Annotated in this window: 19 protein-coding genes; 14 read left to right on the top strand and 5 right to left on the bottom strand. The window is 39.5% G+C overall.

Translation table 11 applies throughout. The features are described from left to right. Nucleotides 1-620 precede the first annotated feature (620 nt). Nucleotides 621-2,276 (bottom strand): methyl-accepting chemotaxis protein, encoded by a 1,656-nt coding sequence (locus E2I05_RS14225; RefSeq protein ID WP_243641047.1) that lies wholly within the window; start codon nt 2,274-2,276, stop codon nt 621-623. A gap of 131 nt (nt 2,277-2,407) precedes the next feature. Between E2I05_RS14225 and flhA the strand changes: the two genes are divergently transcribed. From flhA to E2I05_RS14165, 12 genes are all read left to right on the top strand, one after another. Further along, nucleotides 2,408-4,507, top strand: coding sequence for a flagellar biosynthesis protein FlhA (gene flhA / locus E2I05_RS14220; RefSeq protein ID WP_121852810.1), 2,100 nt, complete (start codon nt 2,408-2,410; stop codon nt 4,505-4,507). 11 nt (nt 4,508-4,518) lie between these two features. Then, nucleotides 4,519-5,922 (top strand): flagellar biosynthesis GTPase FlhF, encoded by a 1,404-nt coding sequence (gene flhF, locus E2I05_RS14215; RefSeq protein WP_121852809.1) that lies wholly within the window; start codon nt 4,519-4,521, stop codon nt 5,920-5,922. A 4-nt stretch (nt 5,923-5,926) separates the two neighbouring features. Beyond that, complete coding sequence (locus tag E2I05_RS14210) at nt 5,927-6,805, top strand: MinD/ParA family protein (protein ID WP_121852813.1); 879 nt, start codon at nt 5,927-5,929, stop codon at nt 6,803-6,805. Beyond that, nucleotides 6,798-7,517: an RNA polymerase sigma factor FliA gene (locus tag E2I05_RS14205; RefSeq protein WP_121852808.1), complete on the top strand. Its 720-nt coding sequence runs from the start codon at nt 6,798-6,800 to the stop codon at nt 7,515-7,517. Before E2I05_RS14210 ends, E2I05_RS14205 begins: the two co-directional genes overlap by 8 nt. A gap of 41 nt (nt 7,518-7,558) precedes the next feature. Then, nucleotides 7,559-7,942 (top strand): chemotaxis response regulator CheY, encoded by a 384-nt coding sequence (gene cheY, locus E2I05_RS14200; protein ID WP_121852807.1) that lies wholly within the window; start codon nt 7,559-7,561, stop codon nt 7,940-7,942. Nucleotides 7,943-7,955: 13 nt separating this feature from the next. Then, nucleotides 7,956-8,693, top strand: a complete 738-nt coding sequence (locus tag E2I05_RS14195) for a protein phosphatase CheZ (RefSeq protein WP_121852806.1) — start codon at nt 7,956-7,958, stop codon at nt 8,691-8,693. A 15-nt stretch (nt 8,694-8,708) separates the two neighbouring features. Next, nucleotides 8,709-10,874, top strand: a complete 2,166-nt coding sequence (locus tag E2I05_RS14190; protein ID WP_121852805.1) for a chemotaxis protein CheA — start codon at nt 8,709-8,711, stop codon at nt 10,872-10,874. A gap of 107 nt (nt 10,875-10,981) precedes the next feature. Beyond that, nucleotides 10,982-12,127 carry a protein-glutamate methylesterase/protein-glutamine glutaminase gene (locus E2I05_RS14185; RefSeq protein WP_121852804.1) on the top strand — a complete coding sequence of 382 codons (1,146 nt, stop codon included), beginning with the start codon at nt 10,982-10,984 and terminating at the stop codon, nt 12,125-12,127. 421 nt (nt 12,128-12,548) lie between these two features. After that, nucleotides 12,549-13,331 carry a ParA family protein gene (locus tag E2I05_RS14180; RefSeq protein ID WP_121852803.1) on the top strand — a complete coding sequence of 261 codons (783 nt, stop codon included), beginning with the start codon at nt 12,549-12,551 and terminating at the stop codon, nt 13,329-13,331. Beyond that, nucleotides 13,324-14,109: a chemotaxis protein CheW gene (locus tag E2I05_RS14175; RefSeq protein WP_121852802.1), complete on the top strand. Its 786-nt coding sequence runs from the start codon at nt 13,324-13,326 to the stop codon at nt 14,107-14,109. Before E2I05_RS14180 ends, E2I05_RS14175 begins: the two co-directional genes overlap by 8 nt. A 7-nt stretch (nt 14,110-14,116) precedes the next feature. After that, nucleotides 14,117-14,608, top strand: a complete 492-nt coding sequence (locus tag E2I05_RS14170) for a chemotaxis protein CheW (protein WP_121852801.1) — start codon at nt 14,117-14,119, stop codon at nt 14,606-14,608. Between the two features lie 26 nt (nt 14,609-14,634). After that, the gene (locus E2I05_RS14165) at nt 14,635-15,039 is read left to right on the top strand and encodes a DUF2802 domain-containing protein (RefSeq protein WP_121852800.1); all 405 of its coding nucleotides are present in this window, start codon (nt 14,635-14,637) and stop codon (nt 15,037-15,039) included. A 646-nt stretch (nt 15,040-15,685) separates the two neighbouring features. On the opposite strand, the gene E2I05_RS14160 is transcribed toward E2I05_RS14165, so the two are convergent. Both E2I05_RS14160 and E2I05_RS14155 read right to left on the bottom strand, forming a co-directional pair. After that, nucleotides 15,686-15,973, bottom strand: coding sequence for an EscU/YscU/HrcU family type III secretion system export apparatus switch protein (locus tag E2I05_RS14160; RefSeq protein ID WP_121852799.1), 288 nt, complete (start codon nt 15,971-15,973; stop codon nt 15,686-15,688). Nucleotide 15,974: 1 nt separating this feature from the next. Next, the gene (locus tag E2I05_RS14155) at nt 15,975-17,498 is read right to left on the bottom strand and encodes a hypothetical protein (RefSeq protein ID WP_121852798.1); all 1,524 of its coding nucleotides are present in this window, start codon (nt 17,496-17,498) and stop codon (nt 15,975-15,977) included. A 171-nt stretch (nt 17,499-17,669) separates the two neighbouring features. Between E2I05_RS14155 and E2I05_RS14150 the strand changes: the two genes are divergently transcribed. Both E2I05_RS14150 and E2I05_RS14145 read left to right on the top strand, forming a co-directional pair. Then, nucleotides 17,670-18,464: an MlaA family lipoprotein gene (locus tag E2I05_RS14150; RefSeq protein ID WP_121852797.1), complete on the top strand. Its 795-nt coding sequence runs from the start codon at nt 17,670-17,672 to the stop codon at nt 18,462-18,464. A gap of 147 nt (nt 18,465-18,611) precedes the next feature. Next, entirely contained in the window at nt 18,612-19,715 is a 1,104-nt protein-coding gene (locus tag E2I05_RS14145) for a response regulator (protein ID WP_121852796.1), read from the top strand. Between the two features lie 191 nt (nt 19,716-19,906). Here E2I05_RS14145 and E2I05_RS14140 read toward each other — a convergent pair whose 3' ends face one another. Together E2I05_RS14140 and E2I05_RS14135 are read right to left on the bottom strand one after the other, a co-directional pair. Beyond that, nucleotides 19,907-21,283, bottom strand: coding sequence for a peptide MFS transporter (locus tag E2I05_RS14140; RefSeq protein WP_170179638.1), 1,377 nt, complete (start codon nt 21,281-21,283; stop codon nt 19,907-19,909). Between the two features lie 1,433 nt (nt 21,284-22,716). Then, nucleotides 22,717-24,192 carry a peptide MFS transporter gene (locus tag E2I05_RS14135; protein ID WP_133309707.1) on the bottom strand — a complete coding sequence of 492 codons (1,476 nt, stop codon included), beginning with the start codon at nt 24,190-24,192 and terminating at the stop codon, nt 22,717-22,719. Nucleotides 24,193-24,490 lie beyond the last annotated feature (298 nt).

The following is a 24,490-nucleotide window of genomic DNA, read 5'->3' as shown; positions in this document are numbered from 1 at the left end:
ACCTGCGAACGCAGGTATCCAGCGACTTGTGCCCAAATTAACCAAAGACTCTGGACTCCTGCGTTCGCAGGAGTGACGATAAAATTGGTATACATTCTTCCGCCACGTCCCTTATTACCGACATACAAAACTGTCGTTATTACATTACTACGCTACAAGTTTTTGAATTATCCCGACAAAAGCACGAAGTGCGTTGAACGCCAGCTTTGTATGGCGGCCGTTAGGGCATATAGTACTTCAAACTTGCGCCTTGTACTGAAATCCTTTAGCTCTTGCTGAGTGGGAAGTTAATTACTGTAATTGGTATAACTAGCAGCAGGAATTCAAAATGTTAAGTGTCATTTAAAATGAATACAAATGAATTTTTTTTTAGATTTCTAAACTGCGGTAAGGGCTTAGGGGAACAAAATAAATGATTCGTAAATCTGGTGGACGGAATATGAAATACCTCCTAAAACTAAAAAATCAAATAAAATAGGTCTTTCTAATAAAAAGTAGGCATTCATATTGTGGATATATTTTTATACAGCTCGCTAAAATCATCTTTGTGTTAACTTGCGAGGCAAAGATGATTTTAACCGTTCATATATTGAAATTTATCATGTTAACAATGAGTAATGTTAGGAGTGTAACTTAAATTGATTAGCACTTTCTCCGAGCTGTGACGCCATCTCAAGTAATTTATTGGCAATGAATGCCGTTTGCTCAGCATCTTTAGAGGTTGATTCTGCGGATTGGCTGATATCAATGACATTTGCATTAACTGACTCTGCCACTAGGCTTTGCTCTGAAGCTGCTACCTCCATTTGACTGTTCAGCTCACAAATATCATTAATGGACTTAGAAATGTGTTGAAGTTCACCAGCTACGGATTGAATTGAAACAACTTGTTTTTCAGCCAATTCAGAGGCTCTGTCCATTATAGACACACAATCAGATGCCTCAGTCTTTAATCCCTCTATTGTATCCCTAATGTCTTTTGTAGAATCCTGAGTTCTTGAAGCGAGTGTTCTTACTTCATCCGCGACAACGGCAAAGCCTCTACCTTGTTCTCCTGCGCGTGCTGCCTCAATTGCAGCATTGAGAGCTAATAAATTTGTTTGCTCAGCAATACCGGAAATAACGCTAAGCACAGCTGCAACTTCATCGGTACGATGATCTAACTGACGAATACGAGTTGCCCCTTGCTGTACTTCCATTTGCAGGTGTTCAATCGCACAAACTGCGGCTTTAGCCTGTTGCTCACCGTTTGATACGGTTGAGTTGGTAATCTGTGATTGTTCAGCGGTTGTATTAGAATTACAGCGTACTTGCTCTGCAGAAGCGGCCATTTCAGTTATCGCTGTTGCTACTTGTGCTGTACTGGATTTTTGGATCAGCACTTCGTGTTTAGTAGTCTCAGACATGGAAGCAATTTCTTTAGCAGACTCGGTGACTTGTTTTGCGTTGTCAACCACTGTGCAAAGGGTTAGGTTGATTTGTGAGATCATTCTGTTGAATGTACTAGAGAGAGTACCGATTTCGTCATTTCTCGTTACATCCAGTTGTAACGTCAGATCTGCGTTGTCGGCAATATTATTCATGGTATGGCGTAATTGACGTAATCGACTAATGACCAGTTTATTTAAAATATATGCTGTAGCGACAAAAGCTAAAATGAAAAAGCTAATTTGTATAGCTGCACTTTTAAGTAAACTGTTGTGCAGTTTCTTATCATCTTCAGCTAATGAATAATCTACCCGAATGGCACCTAAAATAGTATTTTCAGAAACTTGATGACAGCCTAAGCAATTGACACCTTGATAGTTCGATGTTGCTCGCACAGGTTTTATTTGAGTGAAAACACGGCCTTCTTGGGTACTTTTTATGATGTTTATTTCTTGTCCAGACAAGGCTTTTTTATCGAGCTCATCTCGAACACTTTCACTTGCTAAACCTTGTCCAAAGACTTTATTCAATTCATCGCTGCGGATCACCCGGATGTCTTTGACTGACTTGTCAGCCGTCATTTTATCCCTAAGTAAGCCTCTGTTTGCAATGGTACCTGTCAACATCATAGTGTTCAGTGAATCAAAATATGATTGTGAAAGACTGTGTGAATGCTGCTGAGCGTAACTTTCAAGGTGCTCCTGTTGACTTGATGCACCAAACCAAAGTGTAACGGACAATACAACTAAAAAAATTGTAGCAAGTGTTGTTAAAACGAGAGCACGAATAGAAAGAGAATTTGTCATAACATCATCAAAATTGAAATACGGCAAAAAAATATCGGCCATATGGCTTTAATCTTGATAGGTTATTTCAAGTTTTGTGAGGTTACTTAAAACTCTAATTATTTTTACAGTTGGCCTATAAATTGCTTCAAATAGAAAGAATTCTCTAGGTGTCAAAGTTTGGGCTATCGGTAATGGATGTAAAAGCAACGCTAGGTCAATTTAAACAAGTCAAAGTCTCAAATTTTAAGGGGATAGGGACACCATTGCTGGTAATGGCAGCAATGGCAATGATTATATTACCAATCCCTCCTCTTCTGCTAGATACGTTATTCTCATTTAATATCGCGCTTGCGCTTGTTGTACTTCTTGTTGCTATTTACTCGGGACGTCCTTTAGATTTTGCTGCATTCCCTACGGTATTACTGATTGCTACCTTATTGCGTTTGGCTTTAAATGTTGCTTCTACAAGGGTCGTGTTGCTAGAAGGTCATAACGGAGGAGATGCAGCTGGTAAAGTGATTGAAGCGTTTGGCTCTGTAGTTATTGGTGGCAATTACGCCGTTGGTCTCGTTGTTTTCATCATTCTCATTATTATCAACTTTGCGGTAGTTACGAAAGGTGCAGGACGTATCGCTGAGGTAAGTGCTCGCTTTACATTAGATGCTATGCCAGGAAAACAAATGGCGATAGATGCGGACTTGAATGCGGGGATAATCAATCAAGATCAAGCTCGAGCTCGCCGAGAAGACGTCACAAGAGAGGCAGATTTTTATGGTGCAATGGATGGTGCTTCTAAATTTGTAAAAGGTGATGCGATTGCCGGAATTATGATTTTGGTCATCAATATCTTAGGTGGCTTTGTAATTGGTATGGTTCAGCATGGCTTGGAACTATCAGAAGCTGTTGAAATCTACACGCTATTGATTATTGGTGATGGTCTGGTTGCACAAATACCGGGTTTACTCTTATCCATAGCGGCAGCATTAATGGTTACCCGTCAGAATGAATCTGGCGATATGGGTAACATGATGATGAGTCAAATGTTCGACAATCATAAGTCATTAGGTATCGCTGCTGGTCTTTTACTTATAATGGGGCTTGTTCCTGGTATGCCTCACATTGCTTTCTTGAGTTTTGCTGCGATGACTGGCGGAGCCGCTTATTACATTTATCGCCGAAATAAGCAGAAAAAAGCGGAATCGCTTGCTTTGGCAAAAGCTGAACCAGTAGACAAGCTTGATAAGGAGCAAAAAGAATTGAGTTGGGATGATGTTCGTCATGTAGACACTATCGGTTTAGAAGTCGGTTATCGCTTAATTCCATTAGTTGATAAAAGCCAAGGTGGTGAATTGCTAGCACGCATCAAAGGCGTCAGAAAAAAGCTGTCACAAGAGCTTGGTTTCTTAGTACCGTCAGTGCATATCCGCGATAATTTAGATCTTGCACCTAATATGTATCAAATCTCATTGATGGGCGTTGTGGTCGGTGAATCAGAAATCAGGCACGACTGTGAACTTGCGATCAATCCCGGGCAAGTTTATGGGAAATTAGATGGTGTTGAGACAAAAGATCCGGCTTTTGGACTTGAAGCCGTTTGGATAACACCGGATCAAAAAGAGCACGCACAAACCTTAGGTTATACCGTTGTTGATGCCGCCACAGTAGTTGCTACTCATATTAGCCAATTGCTGAATAACAATGCTGCTAAATTATTAGGGTACGAAGAAGTTCAGCAATTGCTTGATATTTTGCAGAAACAGTCGCCTAAATTGATCGATGGCTTTATTCCTGAAGTGATGGGGCTGGGTACTGTCGTAAAAGTGATGCAAAACCTATTGAATGAAGGTGTTTCAGTTCGTGATCTACGCACTATTGTTCAAACTTTGCTTGAGTATGGCCCAAAAAGCACTGACACCGAAGTTCTGACCGCAGCTGTACGAATAGCGCTCAAACGAATGATTGTTCAAGAGATTGCCGGCCCAGAATCCGAGATGCCCGTCATAACATTGGCTCCAGAGTTGGAACAGATGTTGCATCAGTCTATGCAGGCGACAGGTGGTGATGGTCCCAATATTGAGCCAGGTCTTGCAGAACGCATGCAGAAGTCATTAACAGACGCAGCACAGCAGCAAGAGTTGGTTGGTCAACCTGCCATATTGTTGACATCAGGAATGTTACGCTCAACGCTTTCACGCTTTGTTAAGCATACTATTCCAAGTTTACGGGTGATTTCTTATCAAGAAGTCCCTGATGAGAAACAAATTAGAATTGTTTCAGCCGTCGGTCAGTAGAGGATGTAGCCGTGAAAATAAAACGATTTTTTGCCAAAGACATGCGAACCGCACTTGCAGAAGTGAAAGAAGCCTTAGGTTCTGATGCCGTCATCATGTCAAATAAGAAAGTATCCGGTGGGATCGAAATAGTCGCAGCAATTGATTACGATGAGCCGAAACCAAATTTGCAGCCGAATAAAGAAAGAGTTAAGTCGACGTTCATGGACGTGGCAGACGATCAAGTTTCTTTAGGAGCTAAAACGGTTAAAACAAACCGTAAAATCAATCCTGCACCAGCGGCCGACTCATTAAAAGCACTGCTTGAAAGGCAACAGTCGAAGGTTGATAGCCAACAACAAATTAAAAAGCAAGAGTTGGAGATGCCTGCATGGGCAAGAGGGTTAGAAGCGAAGGCCGAATCAAAACCTCAAGTCACCCATAACAGCTTTGCTCAGCCAAAATTGAATTCAAGTTTGAATTCAATTAGCAATGCGGCAGTCTCAACAGATGAAATGCAAGCGATGAAAGATGAACTGGCTTCATTACGCAGTTTGTTGACTCATCAAGTTTCCAGTTTAATGAGTGATAAAAAACAACAATCAGATCCTGTTGGCGCCATGCTTGAATCTAAATTATTAGAAGCCGAGTTCTCGCCAGAAGTATCCAAACAACTGTCAGATCTAGCGCAGCACTACAAACCTGCGGAATTAGTACAAACTTTACCTCAAAGCTTATCAAACATGCTTGATAATCAAGGTGATGATATTGTTAATCGCGGTGGTGTGGTCGCTTTTGTCGGACCAACAGGTGTGGGGAAAACCACAAGCTTGGCAAAATTAGCCGCACGATTTGCAGCAAAGCATGGTAATGATCAAGTAGCGTTAATTACGATGGATCATTATCGTATTGGAGCCTATGAGCAACTCGCAACTTATGGCAAAATAATGGGCTGCCCAGTGAAGCTAGCTCACGATATGTCAGAATTGGAACAAACACTGTATCAGTTTAGAAGTCGTAAGCTTATTTTGATTGATACAGCCGGTATGGGGCAGCGAGATCAGCGTTTATATCAACAACTTGATAATTTAGCTGCAAATAAACGCATACCAATCCGTAATTATCTGGTATTGTCTGCAACTTCTCAGCGTCGAGTGTTGCAAGATGCGGTTGAATATTTCAAGCGTGTACCAATTGCTGGTGCTGTTTTAACTAAATTAGATGAATCTGTATCATTATCGAGTGCGTTAAGTGTATTAATTGCTAATGACTTACCACTAAGTTATGTCACAGATGGACAACGGGTACCGGAAGACCTACATGTTGCTGACACGATGAAACTCGCTCAGCAGGCGTTGTCAGTCATGGATGAACAAGAACCCGAATTTTTAAGAAAAACGGTAGGGGCAACCGAATTCGCCCATGCATTCGAGTAAAGCTATGACTCAAGATCAAGCAAGCGGTTTACGTATGATGAATCAACCAAACAATGAAAAAGTCAAAGTTATTGCTGTTAGTGGTGGTAAAGGAGGCGTTGGAAAAACCAGTGTTTCTATTAACACCGCAGTGGCATTAGCTGAAAAAGGCAAACGAGTATTGATATTGGACGCAGACCTTGGTCTGGCTAATGTTGATGTCATGCTGGGTATTAGAGCAGAGAAGAACTTATCTCATGTTTTATCTGGCGAATCAGAACTTGATGATGTCATTGTTCGTGGCCCTAAGGGGATAGGTATTATTCCTGCTACCTCAGGTACACAAGCAATGGTAGAGTTAACCTCCGCGCAACACGTCGGCTTAATTCGTGCTTTTAGCGAAATGAAAACTCAGTTTGATGTTTTGATAGTAGATACCGCAGCGGGTATCTCTGACATGGTATTGAGTTTTTCTCGAGCTTCACAAGACGTGCTAATTGTAGTCTGTGATGAACCAACATCAATCACCGATGCTTATGCTCTAATAAAGATTTTAAGTCGTGAGCACGGTGTGTTCCGCTTCAAAATCGTGGCAAATATGGTTCGAAGTCTAAGAGAAGGCATGGAATTATTTGCTAAATTGAGCAAAGTAACAGATCGATTTTTAGATGTTGCGCTCGAGTTAGTGGCCACAGTTCCTTACGATGAAAACTTAAGAAAGTCGGTGCGGAAGCAAAAACTCGTCACCGAAGCATTTCCTAAATCGCCTGCTACAATTGCATATCATGGATTGGCAAATAAAATTATCAGTTGGTCTGTACCAACGCAGCCTGGTGGTCATTTAGAGTTTTTCATTGAACGACTTGTGCAGCGTAATGATGATGAGGATCAAGCGAGTGAATAAAACCGCCGCGTATACAAGTCTTGACGACAAGACGTCGACCATAGAACTGTATGCACCGCTGGTTAAAAAAATCGCGCATCATATGTTAGCGAGGCTTCCTGCATCAGTTCAGCTTGATGATTTAATTCAAGCAGGAATGATGGGGTTATTAGAAGCTTCAGGTAAATTTGATGGTAGCAAAGGTGCAAAGTTTGAAACTTTTGCGGGGATTCGAATCCGTGGCTCAATGTTGGACGAAATTCGCCGCGGAGACTGGGTTCCTAGATCTGTTCATCGTAATCAAAGAATGGTGGCTCAAGTTATTGATAAACTTGAGCAAGAATTAGGAAGAGAAGCAACTGATGTAGAGATTGCAGCAGAGTTAAATCTTCCTTTAGATGAATACCATCATATCTTGAGTGATGTCGTTGCAGGAAAGATTGTCGGTATCGAAGATCTTGGTGTATCAGAAGACGTAATATCGACTGATGATACACCACAAGATGATGCATTTAATGCCATTTCAGATGAACACTTTCAAGTTGCTTTGGTCGATGCTATCAAGCTTTTACCAGAAAGAGATGCATTGGTTTTGTCACTTTATTATGATGAAGCCCTGAATTTAAAAGAAATTGGTGCAGTGCTCGATGTGAGTGAGTCAAGAGTTAGTCAAATTCTGAGTCAAGCGATGATAAGACTTAAAGGCAAACTCAGGCACTGGACCCAAGACTAAATAACGATTAACTAATTTTAAGTTAGCCCTTGGAGGAAACCTTGGACAAGAATATGAAGATCCTGATTGTTGATGACTTCTCGACAATGAGACGTATCATCAAGAACTTGTTGCGAGATTTGGGATTTAATAATACCCAAGAAGCAGATGATGGAACTACCGCACTACCGATGTTGCAAAAGGGTGATTTTGATTTCGTAGTAACAGATTGGAATATGCCAGGCATGCAGGGTATTGATTTACTCAAAGCCATACGAGTTGATGAAAAATTAAAAAGCATTCCTGTGTTAATGGTTACGGCTGAAGCAAAGCGTGAGCAGATTATTGCCGCTGCACAAGCAGGAGTAAATGGCTATGTTGTTAAGCCATTTACCGCAGCAACGTTAAAAGAAAAATTAGACAAAATTTTCGAACGTTTGGGTTGAGCAAGGATAGGCTATGCATGCACAACATACTGGGCTGATAAATCTTACTCAAGCCCAAAATTTGGTTGAGTTGTTATCCGCCGGCGAACAATCACAAGCTGATGCATTACTCAATGAGCTAGTGACGCCAATAAAAAGCGAAATGTATGAAGAAATTGGGAAATTAACTAGGCAGTTACACAGTGCATTGACCGACTTCCAAATTGATAGTCGTATAGTCAAGCTGGCAAATACAGATATCCCTGACGCAAAAGAGCGCTTAAATTACGTTATTGATATGACGGAGCAAGCGGCCAATAAGACCATGGATGCTGTTGAGGAATCGTTACCATTAGCCAATGCATTAATTACAACTATTCAAGATGTTCAACCTTCTTGGGATAAATTAATGCGCCGAGATATCGATCTTAGCAATTTCAAATCACTATGTTATGACATTCAAAATATGATGGAACGTAGCGGTAATGACTCAATTCGACTAAGAGATTTACTCAACCAAATTCTCATGGCTCAAGACTTTCAAGATCTCACCGGACAAATGATCCGCAGGGTCATCGAGCTTGTTCATGAAGTTGAAAGCAGCTTAGTCTCAATGCTAACGCTTTTTGGTGAAAATAATACTGATGACAATATACTGCATTCAACAAACGATATTGCTGCAGAAGGCCCAATCTTAAACGCAGAGCAACGAGAAGATGTGGTTGCAGGTCAGGATGAAGTCGATGATCTATTGTCGAGTCTGGGGTTTTAACAAGGAGTCATTTAAATGACGTTTTCGGTTGATGAAGAGATACTCCAGGACTTTTTAATTGAAGCTGGTGAAATTCTAGAATTACTTCAAGAGCAATTGGTTGATCTTGAAAATAACCCGGACGATTCAGATTTATTAAATGCTATTTTTAGAGGTTTTCATACTGTAAAAGGTGGGGCAGGTTTTTTAAGCTTAACGCCTATGGTTGATGTCTGTCATGAAGCAGAAAATACCTTTGACCTACTAAGAACGGGACAACGGCACGTAACTGCAGAATTGATGGATATTATTTTGCAGTCGGTTGATGCAATTAATTCAATGTTTAGTCAAACTCAAGCTGGCGAGCAACAAGAGCCTGCCGAACCTGAGTTACTTCGAAACTTAAAAATGCTCAGCTCTGGTGAAGCGCTACCAAATGAACAAGCTGCTTCTGAAAGTGATGCTGCTGGAACTGAAGTGGAAGCAGAGCCAGATGTTATCGTTGAGGTCACTTCAGAAGAAGCAGATCAACAGTCAAAGAGTGACTCAATTGACGAGATAACAGATTCAGAATTTGAAGATTTACTTGACGCATTACATGGTCAAGGCAAGGGCGCTACTAACGCGAAAATAAGCCCTACAATTGAAGCTGAGACTCATGGGAATGATGATATTTCTGATGATGAGTTTGAAGCATTACTTGACGAGCTTCATGGTTCAGGCGGGTTTAATTGTGATGTTATTGATACTGAAAAATCAGTAGATAACACTGGCAGTGCTATTGATGAACGTACAGATGAAATAACAGATGATGAATTTGAAAACTTGTTAAATGAACTACATGGCAGCAGTGCTCCAGGTGTTTCGTTGAGTTCAAACCAAAGCACTCAAAAATCCAACGAAAAGCTTGTTTCAGAATCAAAAGCCCAACGAATTAAACCAGAAGTAAAAAGTAAGGGTAGCGTTGAGGCTGTAAAAGCAGCTAAAAAAGATGTGCCAGCTTCGAATAGAGCCATAAGTGCTCCACAGGGAGAAACGACAGTTCGTGTGGATACGGCTCGACTAGATCAAATCATGAATATGGTTGGTGAGCTAGTACTTGTACGAAATCGTTTAGTGAGCTTAGGTGTTAATCGTGACGATGAAGAAATGTCTAAGGCTTTGGCTAATCTCGATCTTGTTACTGCTGATTTACAAGGTGCAGTAATGAAAACGCGAATGCAGCCAATTAAGAAAGTGTTTGGTCGCTTTCCTAGGGTTGTTCGAGATTTGGCGAGGACGCTTAATAAAGACATCAACCTTGTAATGATTGGTGAAGATACCGATCTGGATAAGAACTTGGTGGAAGCTTTAGCCGATCCATTAGTGCATTTGGTTCGTAACTCAGTTGATCACGGTATTGAAATGCCTGATGAACGAGAAGCCAATAATAAGTCAAGAACAGGCACCATCACCTTATCAGCCAGCCAAGAAGGTGATCATATTCTTCTAAAAATCGAAGATGATGGGGCTGGGATGGATCCTGAAAAACTCAAAAATATCGCAATAGAACGCGGTGTTTTAGACGAAGATTCAGCATCCAGAATGACGGATAATGAAGCATACAATTTGATTTTTGCTCCAGGTTTTTCTACGAAAGCCGAGATTTCTGATATTTCAGGTCGCGGAGTGGGAATGGACGTTGTTAAGACGCGTATAACCCAGTTAAACGGTACGGTTTACATCGATTCGTCTCGCGGTGAGGGTACAGTTTTAGAGATTAAAGTACCATTGACCCTAGCCATTATGCCGACATTAATGGTCGATGTGGCTAAGCAGATATTTGCTTTACCACTCACAAATGTAAGCGAAATCTTCCACTTAGATTTGACGAAAACCAATATTGTTGATGGACAATTGACAGTCATTGTTCGTGGTAAAGCCGTACCTCTTTTCTATTTAGAGCAATGGTTGCATCAGACTAGTGCACTTATTCATGGTGATAAACAACATGGTCATGTGGTCATTGTTCAGCTAGGTACGATGCAAATTGGTTTCGTTGTTGATGCATTAATTGGACAAGAAGAAGTTGTCATCAAGCCACTTGGTACCTTGCTGCATGGCACACCAGGTATGGCTGGGGCAACAATTACGTCAGATGGAGGCATTGCGTTAATTCTCGATGTCCCCGGATTGTTAAAACACTATGCAAATAATAAATAACTGCTTATAAATAATAAAAAATAAAGCAGATAGAAATTATCATAGCGATTTCAGTGCTTCTTTACTGATGATGTTAGAAACACTAAAGAGTATCGAAAAGGAATTACATGACTATCAAAGTATTAGTTGTCGACGATTCAAGCTTTTTTAGACGGCGTGTTAGTGAAATACTCTCTCAAGATCCACAACTTGAAGTTGTAGCGGTTGCCAAGCATGGTGCCGAAGCCGTAAAAATGGTGCCAGAATTTCGACCGCAAGTCATTACGATGGACATTGAAATGCCAGTTATGGATGGAATCACGGCCGTTAAAAATATTATGGCCGAAAATCCAACTCCAATTTTGATGTTTTCATCTTTAACTCAAGACGGCGCTAAAGCCACATTAGATGCGTTAGATGCAGGTGCACTCGATTTTCTTCCCAAGAAATTTGAAGATATCGCAACTAATCGAGATGATGCTATTCGATTACTTCAACAAAAAGTTAAAGAATTAGGTCGTAGACGTTTGTTTCGCCGCGTACCAATGACAAAATCAACGCCTTCGGTTGGAACGCCAAAAAGTACTATAACGCCTTCAAGAGTTACAAATAATTCTAATCTTAATAGTTTTGGAAAGCATAGCCAGATTACTCAAGAAGCACCACAAGCTAAAATAAATCATAAAGCCAGTGGTAAACGGTATAAAGCCCTTGTTATTGGTACATCGACAGGCGGACCTGTTGCACTTCAACGGATTCTAACTCAATTTCCTAAACATTATCCGCATCCAATTTTGTTAATTCAGCATATGCCATCTGCTTTTACGCCAGCTTTTGCTTCACGATTAAACGGCTTGTGCCAAATTGAAGTTAAAGAAGCCCAGAATGGTGACGCACTCCAACCCGGTTGTGCTTATTTGGCTCCTGGTGGTATGCAGATGCTGGTTGATAAAGGCGGCGCATTTGGACGTGTAAAAGTCATAAGTGGCAGCGTCGAAATGAATTACAAGCCAAGTGTAGATATTACTTTTGCTTCTGTATCAAAAACCTTTGGTGCAGATGCTTTAGCCGTTGTGTTAACAGGAATGGGCGCTGATGGACGAGAAGGTGCTCGATTGCTCAAAACTGCTGGGTCGACGATTTGGAGCCAAGATGAAGCAAGTTGTGTGGTATATGGTATGCCTCAAGCTGTAACAGTTGCAGGACTGTCGAGTAAATCTATCTCATTAGATAATATGGCAGAAGCAATTTTGAAAGAATCAGGGCAAGAATAAAATCGATAATTAGTGATTGCATCATCAAAAAAATTAACATTTGAATTTGCAATAAGAGAACCTAAGGTCAACACTGAAATGAGACTGAAGGTTCCGGATGTTGAAGTCAGTGAATGTTGAGCTGTCAATCTACTGTTGCAATTGGAAATACCCCAAATTAGAACCATTGAACTCCTCCATTGAGTGCCTTAAAGAGTGACTTAAAGGCCAGAGAAGTACAATAAGGAAAGTTGCGGAAGAAAAGTATACCGATGAGTTCTCGTCACTCCAGCGCAGGCTGGAAACGAAGTAACGACAGTTTTGTATGTCGTTAGTCTAGTGCCTTTGCTTTTTTCTATAAAAGTCACTGGATAGCAGCCTTCGCTGCTATGACAAAGATTGGTACTTTCTAAATCGCTAGATCCCTAAGAAGGCTGAATAAGTGAAAGTTTGGACCATTGCAAACCAAAAAGGTGGGGTTGGTAAAACCACATCAGTTATTACTCTTGCAGGCATACTCAGTAAGCTTGGAAAAAGAGTTTTGGTCATTGATACGGATCCTCACGCCTCTCTAGGCTACTACTTGGGCATTGACTCAGAAGAAGTACCTGGTTCTTTATATGACCTTTTTTTAGCCCATGATCAACTTTCATCGGATCTGGTTAACGCTCACATTGTACCAACCGCTGTTGAATGTTTAGATTTACTTCCAGCAACAATGGCTTTAGCGACGGTCGACCGTAAACTGGGTCATGTTGATGGAATGGGGTTGTTAATTCGAAACATTTTGTCTCATGTCTCAGGTAGATACGACTATGTTTTAATTGATTGCCCGCCAGTTCTCGGTGTGCTGATGGTCAATGCCTTAGCTGCATGCAACCAAATTATTATTCCTGTTCAAACTGAATTCTTAGCGTTAAAAGGCTTAGAGCGGATGGTTAAAACTATGGGGTTAATGGGGCGGTCTCAACAGGAGAAATACCAATTTACAATTGTTCCCACAATGTTTGACAAAAGGACTAAAGCATCACCATTTGCGTTAGCAGAGTTGCAAAAAAATTACTCTGAATTCTTGTGGTCAGATGTCATCCCCGTCGATACCAAATTTCGTGATTCGAGCTTAGCTCACTTGCCTGCCTCCTATTTTTCGCCAAGTTGTCGGGGCGTAAAAGCTTATGAAAAGCTGTTGAAATATATAGAAAGTTTGGAGCCAACCCATGACTAGTTTAATTGATGAACCAGTGGTTGACTTTTTCTCTGTGCTACTTAAAGAGCCGACTCGGGAAAATAAAGCTCATTCTCATTTAGTCAAACAAAAATTAGAAGTGACCACTGATGAAGTGGTGGTAAAAACTGACTATAAAGATCCGCTGGTTCAAAAGCAAAGTTTAGAAAACTTGCTTTCTCAGGTGTCAGTATTAGAACAAGTGACAGAAATCGAAAATAAGGTTAAAGAAACTCAAGAAAATGCCGTTGAAGTAAAAATCGAATTAAATGAGCCTTCTGAAACATTGGTTGAACGAAATCAAGCAAATCAGATAGAGCTACTAGACAACGAATTTCAAGTTTTATTTTTTAAAGTTGCAGGATTAGTGTTAGCTATTCCACTAGTTTGCCTAGGTGGAATTATAAAATTAGAAAAAGTAAATAAATTGATTGGCAAGCCTGACTGGTTTAAAGGTATCCAGAATAATAGAGAGCAGCAAATTAACGTAGTGGACACGGCCGCTTGGGTAATGCCTGAAAAGTATACGAATGAATTAAAAACGACTATAAGTTATCAGTATGTTGTATTATTAGAAGGAAGTCGATGGGGGCTTGCTTGTGAATCTTTGTTAAATGCTGACAAAGTAGAAAAAAGCCAAGTTAATTGGCGGAAAAAAATCGGAAAGCGGCCTTGGCTTGCTGGGGTAGTTAAAAAGCAAATGTGTGGCATTTTAAATGTTCAATCATTGATTGAACTACTTGATAATGGCATGAATTGTCAAGATTCTGTTGATTGAGGTACATATGACAAGTTCGAAAAATCTGGCTGTTTCTGCCAGTAAAGATGACTCAGTTTTACAATGGGTAACATTCAAACTGGACAATGAAACGTACGGTATAAATGTAATGCAAGTTCAAGAGGTATTGCGTTATAGCGAAATTGCCCCAGTACCAGGTGCACCGCATTACGTTGTGGGTATTATCAATTTGCGCGGCAATGTTGTCACGGTTATTGATACTCGTGCTCGTTTTGGACTGAATGGTGCAGAAGTGACAGATTCGACTCGAATCGTCATCATTGAAGCTGAAAAACAAGTTATTGGCATTTTGGTGGATAGTGTTGCTGAAGTGGTTTACTTGAAACGTTCTGAAATCGATAACGCACCGAATGTTGGTACTGAGGAAAGTGCTAAATTCATCCAAGGAGTGAGTAACCGAGGGGAAGAGTTACTGATCCTTGTCGATTTGGATAAATTGCTTTCCGATGAAGAGTGGAATGAGATATCACAACTTTAAGCTATATCTAAAAAGGGCATAATTTGATGGGAAACGAGTTTTTAATTGCGGCCTTATTTTATGCCACGGTCTGCTTAGCATTAGTACTCTATTTGCAAAAGCAATTGAGTAAGCTTCGAAATAAAGTCGATGCCTTAACTTCATTAGTTAAAGCGGCAGATAAAAAATACGAAACGACCAAAAAAGAATTACAAGAATTGAGAAATGGTACTATTGGTGTTGGTCGCAGAGTAATTGAATTAGAAAAAAAGCATCTTCAGTATGAAGCGCGTTTAGATGAAACAGAGCAAGAGGAGCCACAATCACGTATGTACACCCGTGCAATGAAAATGGTCTCTTTAGGTGCAGATATCAATGAAATTGTGCAAGAGTGCGAATTGCCTAGAGCAGAAGCTGAACTGTTGATCAGGCTGCATGGTGCTGATAAATAAATAATCCCCGGTGTAAATTTGACTTATACCAATTACAGTAATTAACTTCCCACTCAGCAAGAGCTAAAGGATTTCAGTACAAGGCGCAAGTTTGAAGTACTATATGCCCTAACGGCCGCCATACAAAGCTGGCGTTCAACGTACTTCGTGCTTTTGTCGGGATAATTCAAAAACTTGTAACGTAGTAATGGAATCCTTTAGCCTTGCCCTTCGGGAGCTTGTATGTGTCCAAATTACTACGCAAAACTTTCTCAACGTAGCAATGTAATAACGACAGTTTTGTATGTCGGTAATAACTATGTTTTCATCAACCTAGAGACATCAGTTGACTGCGTTCTCAAGCGTAGAAAAAATGGCTGATATTAAGACGTAGCTTGCAGCAAGTAGTTATTCTACTTGCAAAAGTTACAACGCAGATAGCAGTCATTTTAGCAAGCTTGTGAGCGTAGAGCGTTTCACTCATTGGGTGAAAAACATGATAATAAAATCATCTAATTGCTCAAACAGTTACTCATATACTCAGCCTTCAACTGATGTTTTTAGGATCAATTTCACTTGTACATTGAACACATACATAGCTCTGAGCAGGGAATTTAATTACTGTAATTGGTAATATACAGCAAATTTTATCGGGTGATTTACTATTTCAACTCTCATTATTCCACCCCTTCGGTTGTTTCCCTTCCAGTAGGTAAACGAAAGATAATATCTCGGCTATTAAGTAATAGAGGTCTTCAGGGATGGCTTCACCTGTTTCTAGCTGTTGTAAGAAATCACTTAAATGCTCATTTTGATGGATATGAATCCCTGCTTGTTCTGCTAAGGCAATAATATCTTCTGCTACGACGCCTTTTCCTTGTGCTGAAATGACAGGTGCGCCACTGCCAGTATAATTAAGTGCTGTAGCTTGCTTCCTTATATTGCTTTTAGTCATCTTATACCATTGTTTTTATTAATTGATTGTTATTATTCAAAAATGAATACGGCACTTCTCCTTGAGTAACAAGGATATTATGGCAGTCAATGCCAACTGCTTTTAGTCTGTTGACGAGGTGATGTTGGTATTGCTTTGTTTTATTAAGCACTACTCGTTGGTTGGTTCGTAATTCAAGTTTCACATTCTTGTCTAGTTCGTAGGTTGCAATGATCAATAATGGCCCATCTGCTAAATCGAATTTTAGCTTTAACGACCATTGTTCACTTGATGGTTCGGATTGCTGACTTTGACAATGTTCGAGCTTTCCTTCAAGGCAACTTACCCGCTCATCGACGGTATAAGGAAGCGCAAACAGCCAACAGAGTTCCTTGTCAGACACATAGCTTGCTTGTTGGTAGACCTGAATTTGCTTCACCAGTGTATTACAGTGGGGGTCAATGCATTCCATTAATCGTTTTATTAGCAAGTTTTGAGAATCGGCAACCTTTTTTTGAAGTTCATCAATATATTTCAATGTTTCAGGATTAAGGTTTTTACTTAATTTAGAAGTAGAAATTAAGATATGAAACAGAGCTGTTATGGTTACGAAGTTAATGGAAGAATTAGTGCTCTTTTGAAAGTTTACTGGGGATGCAGGGTTAAATAATGCAGCTGTAAATAGCGAATTTTTTAAGCTTTTAATTTCCAGCAATTTGTTCAGCGTTGGTGGCATCATTAAATCAACTATTTTATTAAACGGCTTATCACTGTATAGATTTGAGGTTGCAACTGGCGCTTTTACTGCACCAGTATTTACAATCAAAGATTCTAAACGTACTAGCTGTTTGCTTTTGATTTTATCGGTTTCAACACCTGATTCATTTTGATTCAATGAAGCGATAATATTTCGATAACTGGTCGCCATTTCAATGGCGAAATAGTTTTTCTGAATGTTACTCGCTAATGCTGATGTGGTTTTTAGTGGTAAGGGAAATAGTTCGATACGTTGTAGATAAGTGAGCTTTGTCAATGACAGTAGTGGCTTTTGGTTTAGATACTTGATGTGAGCGATATATTTTCCATTTGAGAGGAGCGAATCGACTAATGGAATTTTGTTGCCAGATAAATATAACTGCTTATTGATAATTTGACCGACTCCTAGGGGATAACTCTTTTGAACGTTTAGGAGTGCTTGGAGCTCGCTAGAATTTGTTTTTGAATCATTCAATAATTTAAACAAGGATATAGGCAAAGTTATGCTTTCTGTTTTACTTGGTGAATATAAATCAGCACTAAGCTGATTGGTATTTCTAAAGGGCGGATTTTGTTTGATGATTTTTACGAGTAAAGGCATGGAAAGTGATTGCGTATTTTTGATGTTAGAAAAATAACTTTTATTATCAAATTGCAACAAAATATTACCTGTAGCTTTGTCTATTTCAGGCTTTATAAGCGGAGAGCTTTCATGGAAAGAGCTTATGTTTTTCTCTGCAAGTGTTGTCTTAGCCGAGTTTGATTGGTTAGCGTGTTTGATGATATCCATAATAATTTTAAAAACCTTAAATTCACTCAATTATTATCGGGACTAAATTGGTTACCTTGAGCAAAGAATAATATTTTGTATTATTTTTAATTACTGTGTTATTCGCTTATAATCCTTATGGAAAATCGTTCTTTATTCTTTTCTTGTTATTTTAAGGCATATATTTTTATCATGAAATTTAGTTTGATAATCATCGCACTTGCATCATTAACCAGTGCTGCAGTATGGGGCTCAGAAATTTCCACTGATGACCCTAAATCATCTCAAGACACAACAGCGACACCTAAAGTGAAAATAGTTTACAGCGATGAACGAGATCCATTCGAAGGCTTTAACCGAGCTATGTGGAACATCAACTATAACTACTTGGATAAGTTCCTGATCCGCCCTGTAGCACATGGCTACAGTGACTACGTGCCTCAACCAGTAAGAACAAGCTTTGATAATTTTGTCCAAAACTTAGAAGAGCCATCTAGCTTAGTTAATAATACACTACAAGGAAAGTGGAAGTGGGCCGCCAATGCTGGTGGGCGCTTTACCATCAATTCGACTATTGGTTTATTAGGCTTATTTGATGTTGCAGAAATGATGGGGCTTTCACGCAAACAGGATGACTTCAGCGAAGTGTTAGGTTACTACGGTGTACCTAACGGGCCTTATTTTATGTTGCCTGCGTACGGCCCAACAGTGACAAGAGAAATTGCTTCCAACTGGGTAGATGGTTTATATTTTCCGATTTCAGATTTAACGACTTGGCAATCAATCACCAAATGGACTTTAAAGGCGCTTAATGCACGGGCTGATGCAATACCTCAAGAAAGACTGCTTGATAATGCTCTAGATCCGTATACATTTGTGAAAGATGCTTATATTCAACATGTCGATTACAAATTACACGATGGTCAAGTGCCAGATGAACAAGACGATGATGAGCTTGTTGATGATTATCTTAACGAATTGAATTAGCGGAAATTGCAAAGTAGTGTTATAAGTTTAGAACCTGTTTTTTTTAAGTGTGTGCATGATTATCTCTATTGATGGTAATTGAGCACAAAAAATGATGTACAGGGGAGTACGTTTTATCGATAAGTGCACTTAGATAAAGGCAAGTAAATGGCATTATATAATATCTCAGTTTTATTGGTTGAAGTTGATCCCCATTTTAGTAAATTAGCCAATGATTTTTTGATAAAGCAAGGCGCAAAAGTTACTCAAGCTCAAGATGGATATAGCGGTATTGAAGCATTTAAAAAAGGTGTTTTTGATATCGTTATTGCCGATTTGAGCCTTGCGACCTCTGGCGGTTTAGATTTGCTTCACGATATGTCGATGTTAGATCCGAGTGTCCCTTCAATTGTCCTTTCTGGTAATAACGTCATGACTGACGTTATTGAAGCGTTACGTTTAGGTGCCAGCGACTATTTATTAAAGCCTATCGATGATTTTTATACTTTAGAGCATGCAATTCAGCAATGTCTAGCGGGGCAAGAGGGTAGTGAAGTTCCGGCAGAGCTTGTTGACGAGTTAGCTTACCAAGAGTTTCAAAGCCATATTGAAATGGTTGAGCAGAATGTCAGTGAAGTCAGAATTCTTCAACAACAATTATTTCCCTCAGCAGAAACTAATTACCCTTCAGCCGATGTTTTCTATAGCCTTTTCAAACATCAAGATGTCAGCAGCTATCTTATTGACTCAACTTTAGTAGGCGACCAGCATTTATTGATGTACATGGCACATTTTCATCCAGAAGACGATGGATCAGCTTTCGCCAGCGTATTATTACGTAGCTTAGTGAATCAAAAATTAAAATCTTTTAGAGTGGGGAAAAGCCAAGCTATCATCGAGCCCTTTAGCATGTTGAGCTATTTAAATGATCGTCTAATAAAGTCAGGCATAGATGTGTTGGTCGATATGATTTACGTTACCGTCGACTTAAGAAATTTTAGAACAGCGATTGCACAAGCCGGACAAGGTTTACGTTGTTACCTTCGCAATAACGAAGGCCTAATGCCACTTGCTTTATCTGACACCATGCAGCTTGGTGTTCATAATTGGGGTAAAAGCAGCACCCAATATCGTACATTAAATCGAGGAGAGTACTTGTGCATCTCAACAAGTGCACCAGAACACAAGCCGCTTTTATTACAAAACCAATTTGTTGGGCTTGTTCAAAATGAGACAGTACCAGCTGGTGGCTACATAGAGTTAAGAGTTTAAACTAGGCAAACTGCACGAGTGAGTGATATATGCACAACTCTATGTGGTAGTTTCGTCATACCCACGAAAGTAGGACTCTAGTGCCTTAAATTGGAATACCCAAAGACACTGGATTCCCGTTTTCACGGTAATGACGGATTATAAAGTCTACGGTTTTTACTCGAAAAACATTCATGCGTTTATCCTGAAATTTAAACCCTTTCAGGTTTTAGTAATTGAATAATTTTGTTTTTGCTAACAATTAAGCCAACAGCAGCGATAAATGTTAAAAAAGTAATCGAGGTAAAAAGTCGATTTAAGTTAGCAAAAAGCTCATGATCTGAAATTGCAATCAAAGAGTTTGGGTCAACCCTATGACCTAATATACCAGCGAAAAAACTTGCCACAGCATAGAACATGAACCATAACCCCATAATCAGACCTACAGACTTTTCAGAAATATATTCATGGATAGCAGAAAGGCAAGTAGGTGATAGCAAAACTTCTCCAATAGAAAAGTAAAAATATACGACGATAATCCAGCCAAAATTAATTTTATTAGCAAATGAGTAATTAAGTGAGTAAGTAGCAACTGACAAAATTACAAATGCCAATGTTGAAGCAAGCAGGCTGATTGTCACTTTATTGGGAATATCTAGATGTCGATTTGTCCGTTTTAATTTATTCCACATAGCATAGAGTACAGGCGCAAATAGGATGTTGAACAAAGGGGTGAGAGACTGAAACCATGCGGTAGGAATTTCAAAGCCGAATAACTGACGATCTACAAATCTCTCAGTCATAATATTTATTGAGCCAGCCATTTGTTCATAACCGAACCAGAAAAAAATGGAAAAGAACCCTATGATGATGATAAAAACCATGTGATTTTTTTCATAAATTTTAAGTGATTGATTGCTAGTATTTTTATTGGGGATGGTTTTTATAGATTTATTCGTATTTGGATTTTCATGCACCAATAGTGAAACATTGAGTACTGATTTGAAGGCAAGCAATATTATGGTTCCAAATAGCATCCCAATGGCAGCAATAAAGAATCCTATCTGATAATTACCATTAAACCATACAACAATACTCCCCAAAGCTACACCTGCCACCGCACCACCTAAATTTGTAATCATAAAAAAAAGGTTATAACTCTTAATTGGTTCTAAACCATAAAATTTACTAACACCACCAACGAGGGTAGCGATATTGGGTTTAAAAAAACCATTTCCTAATGCAAACAAAAATAACCCTGTGCATAGTATTGTACTTTCTTGATTCGGGAGCCAATTATGAGGAATAGATATCATCAATTGACCGATGAAAATAAGTATGCAGCCAAGCAATGTTGAATGATAGGCACCGAGCACTTTATCACTTAAAAAGCCGCCAAATAAGGGAGTGATATACGCAAACGCAATAAATCTGCTGTATAGAGCAATGGCGTCACCGATAGCCCACCCCAGCCCATAGCCGCCATTATTAAACGATGGTGCGATAAGATAAAGTACTAAAAATGCTCTAATAGCGTATTTGTTAAAACGTTCCCAAAACTCGACAAAAGCAAGTAAAGGAATAGCCAAAATTTGAGGAGATTTAGGAAGACAAAGTTTGAGCAATATATACTAGCCGAATGAGGAGTATGTCCTTTTATACACAATTACAGCTATAGGGTCTATAAAGGATGCGCTTTAAAAGGATAGGTTAAGATTACTAGGGTCTGTTGATCTTTCAGGATTAAATTTTGTGCTATTTGAGCATTTATCTGTTCAACCTAGAAACATCAGTTGACTGCGTTCTCAAGCGTAGAAAAAATGGCTGATATTAAGACGTAGCTTGCAGCAAGTAGTTATTCTACTTGCAAAAATTACAACGCAGATAGCAGCCATTTTAGCAAGCTTGTGAGCGTAGAGCATTTCACTCATTGGGTGAAAAACATGATAATAAAATCATCTAATTGCTCAAACAGTTACTCATATACTCAGCGTTCAACTGATGTTTTTAGGTTCAAGGCGTGAGCAGTGATGCTTAGCCATCTAAGTGAGCTGGTCACAACACTGAGCAGTGAATGCTCAAAAGCATCGAAGACAGCGTAAATTGGTCGCTCTTTCTAAATAAGGGACGTGGCGGAAGAATGTATACCAATTTTATCGTCACTCCTGCGAACGCAGGAGTCCAGAGTCTTTGGTTAATTTGGGCACAAGTCGCTAGATACCTGCGTTCGCAGGTATGACAAATTAAGCGTTGAAATTTAAATTGGTATTATTTGAACTGCGACATCCCTAAAAGGTGCTGAGTTATCACTTGATTATTTGGAAACGAAGTAACGACAGTTTTGTATGTCGATAATAACCAAACCTCACAAACTCTGCCTTGCATAAAATAACCAATTTATCGCTGCAAAAACAATCACGAAAGATCAACAGACCCTAATCTTATTTTAGGAAAGTTAGGGAAGAAAGTATACCGATGAGTTCTCGTCACTCCAGTGCAGGCTGGCGTCTAGTGCCTTTGCTTTTGCTTTTGTCTATAAAAGTCACTGGATACCAGCCTTCGTTGGTATGACAAAGATTGGTACTTTCTAATACCAATTACAGTAATTAAATTCCCAGTTCAGAGCTATATATGTGTTCAAAGTACAAGTGAAATTGATGAAGACATAGTTATTACCGACATACAAAACTGTCGTTATTACATTGCTACGTTGAGATAATTTTGCGTAGTAATTTGGACACATACAAGCTCCCGAAGGGCAAGGCTAAAGGATTCCATTACTAGGTTACAAGTTTTTGAATTATCCCGACAAAAGCATGAAGTGCGTTGAACGCCAGCTTTGTATGGCGGCTGTTAGGGTATATAGTACTTCGCCTTGTACTGAAACCCTTTAGCTCTTGCTGAGTGGGAAGTTAATTACTGTAATTGGTCTAACTCACTAGATCCCTTATGTAAAAAAAAGCACCATCTTTAAATATGGTGCTTTTAAATCCAGCAAAAATTGAAGCTATAACATCATCAATTAATGTTTGATAGCTTCATGCTCAGCAGTAACGGCAATCTCTTCTTCAAAAGCTTCTGTTGCAGTATGTTCATGGTTGCTCGATTCAGCGCCATGCATCCAATCAACAAGCTTATCAGCCATGAAGTAAAGAATAATGCCAGAAACAACAGCTGTAATTGCAATGCCAGCGAAAATACCCATAGCATTAGCAAGTTGCTCTTCAGCGGTTCCAGTGTGACCAATGAATGAACCAACGACACCACCAATTTTATTTGCCGCAGCAATAAATAAGAACCATGCTCCCATCATAAGGGACATAATACGTAGCGGAGCAAGCTTAGTAACCATTGAAAGACCAATAGGCGATAAACAAAGCTCACCGATAGTGTGGAAGAAGTATGCACCTACTAACCACCACATGCTTGATTTGCTACTGGCGTCTCCACCTAGTTCAAGTACAGCTCCGATCATGAACAAGAAGCCTACAGCAAGGAAGAATAGCGCCAATGCAAATTTCACAGGTGAATTTGGCTCTTTGCTGCCTAAACGGATCCAAATAGAGGCAATCACTGGGGCAAAGATAACAATAAACAGTGCGTTCAACGATTGGAACCATGTAGTAGGTACTTCCCAAGTGCCAATAAAGCGATCAGTAAAATCTTTAGTGAACAAGTTCATCAAACCACCGGCTTGCTCAAAACCTGCCCAGAAGATAATAGTGAATAAACCCATCACCATGATAACTTTAATTCGATCACGCTCAACTTTAGTTAATGGCTCATTTCGAACTTCACCTTTATCGGCATTCTTTTGTTTTTCAAGCTTGGCGGCTGGCACCGTACCAATATCACCTAATAGCTTCTGTGCATAAATCATTTGAATGATTAAAGAAAGCACCATACCAATACCGGCAGTTAAAAAGCCAACTTGGAAGTTTCCATCGTAATAAGCAACAATAGAACCAACTGCAATAGCACCAAAAAATGCGCCCAAGTTGATCCCCATATAGAAAATAGTGAAAGCACCGTCACGACGATGATCACCTTCTTCGTATAAGTCACCTACCATGGTAGAAATATTTGGCTTAAATAGGCCATTACCAATAACGAGTGTGAATAGTCCAAGGTAAAACATTTCTGTTTCAAGCCCTGGTACTAAAGAGTGTGGGAACGCCAAAGTAAATTGGCCAAGAGCCATTAAGGCTCCGCCAATCATAATGGTTTTACGTTGTCCCAAAATGTTGTCGGCAATCCAACCACCTAAAAGTGGAGTAAGATAAACCAGACCAGTAAAAGTACCATACAAAGAAATGGCATCAGCTTGATTCCATCCTAAACCATGACCACCATCTGACTGTACTTTATCAACTAAATAAAGTACCAATATAGCGCGCATCGCATAGTAACTGAAACGCTCCCACATTTCTGTTGTGAACAATAAGAACAATCCCGTTGGATGTCCTAGCATTGTTCCTTGAGGTTTGGCTCCGCTCATTAAGTTCCACCTTAGGCTTGTGATTGCATGTAGCTGAAAATACAGCTACAAAAATGTTAAAAAATTATATTTTATAAGTTATTAGTATCTTGCGTAGCGATTATTCCACTTCAAAGTGCAACAAAGGTTAGTATTGATATTAAGCTGCTGAAATAAAGTAAATATTTAACAGGTTTTAATAAGAGCTAGTAACCAAAATTGCATGAGCTCATATTGTTGTGTGACCTAAACTGCACTTTGAAATAGTAACCACATCCAATTAACGCAAAAAACCACAATCTATATACCCTGTCTTATC

Source organism: Parashewanella spongiae, assembly GCF_004358345.1.
In the GTDB taxonomy this organism is placed as follows: domain Bacteria; phylum Pseudomonadota; class Gammaproteobacteria; order Enterobacterales; family Shewanellaceae; genus Parashewanella; species Parashewanella spongiae.
The sequence above is the reverse complement of the archived record's forward strand: the minus strand, read 5'-3'. Positions and strand labels throughout refer to the sequence as shown.

Bases quoted from the DNA above. Each gene is read 5' to 3' on its own strand.
- E2I05_RS14225 (WP_243641047.1), bottom strand. From the start codon at position 2,276: ATGGCCGATATTTTTTTGCCGTATTTCAATTTTGATGATGTTATGACA.
- flhA (WP_121852810.1), top strand. From the start codon at position 2,408: ATGGATGTAAAAGCAACGCTAGGTCAATTTAAACAAGTCAAAGTCTCA.
- E2I05_RS14210 (WP_121852813.1), top strand. From the start codon at position 5,927: ATGACTCAAGATCAAGCAAGCGGTTTACGTATGATGAATCAACCAAAC.
- E2I05_RS14195 (WP_121852806.1), top strand. From the start codon at position 7,956: ATGCATGCACAACATACTGGGCTGATAAATCTTACTCAAGCCCAAAAT.
- E2I05_RS14190 (WP_121852805.1), top strand. From the start codon at position 8,709: ATGACGTTTTCGGTTGATGAAGAGATACTCCAGGACTTTTTAATTGAA.
- E2I05_RS14185 (WP_121852804.1), top strand. From the start codon at position 10,982: ATGACTATCAAAGTATTAGTTGTCGACGATTCAAGCTTTTTTAGACGG.
- E2I05_RS14175 (WP_121852802.1), top strand. From the start codon at position 13,324: ATGACTAGTTTAATTGATGAACCAGTGGTTGACTTTTTCTCTGTGCTA.
- E2I05_RS14170 (WP_121852801.1), top strand. From the start codon at position 14,117: ATGACAAGTTCGAAAAATCTGGCTGTTTCTGCCAGTAAAGATGACTCA.
- E2I05_RS14165 (WP_121852800.1), top strand. From the start codon at position 14,635: ATGGGAAACGAGTTTTTAATTGCGGCCTTATTTTATGCCACGGTCTGC.
- E2I05_RS14160 (WP_121852799.1), bottom strand. From the start codon at position 15,973: ATGACTAAAAGCAATATAAGGAAGCAAGCTACAGCACTTAATTATACT.
- E2I05_RS14155 (WP_121852798.1), bottom strand. From the start codon at position 17,498: ATGGATATCATCAAACACGCTAACCAATCAAACTCGGCTAAGACAACA.
- E2I05_RS14150 (WP_121852797.1), top strand. From the start codon at position 17,670: ATGAAATTTAGTTTGATAATCATCGCACTTGCATCATTAACCAGTGCT.
- E2I05_RS14145 (WP_121852796.1), top strand. From the start codon at position 18,612: ATGGCATTATATAATATCTCAGTTTTATTGGTTGAAGTTGATCCCCAT.
- E2I05_RS14135 (WP_133309707.1), bottom strand. From the start codon at position 24,192: ATGAGCGGAGCCAAACCTCAAGGAACAATGCTAGGACATCCAACGGGA.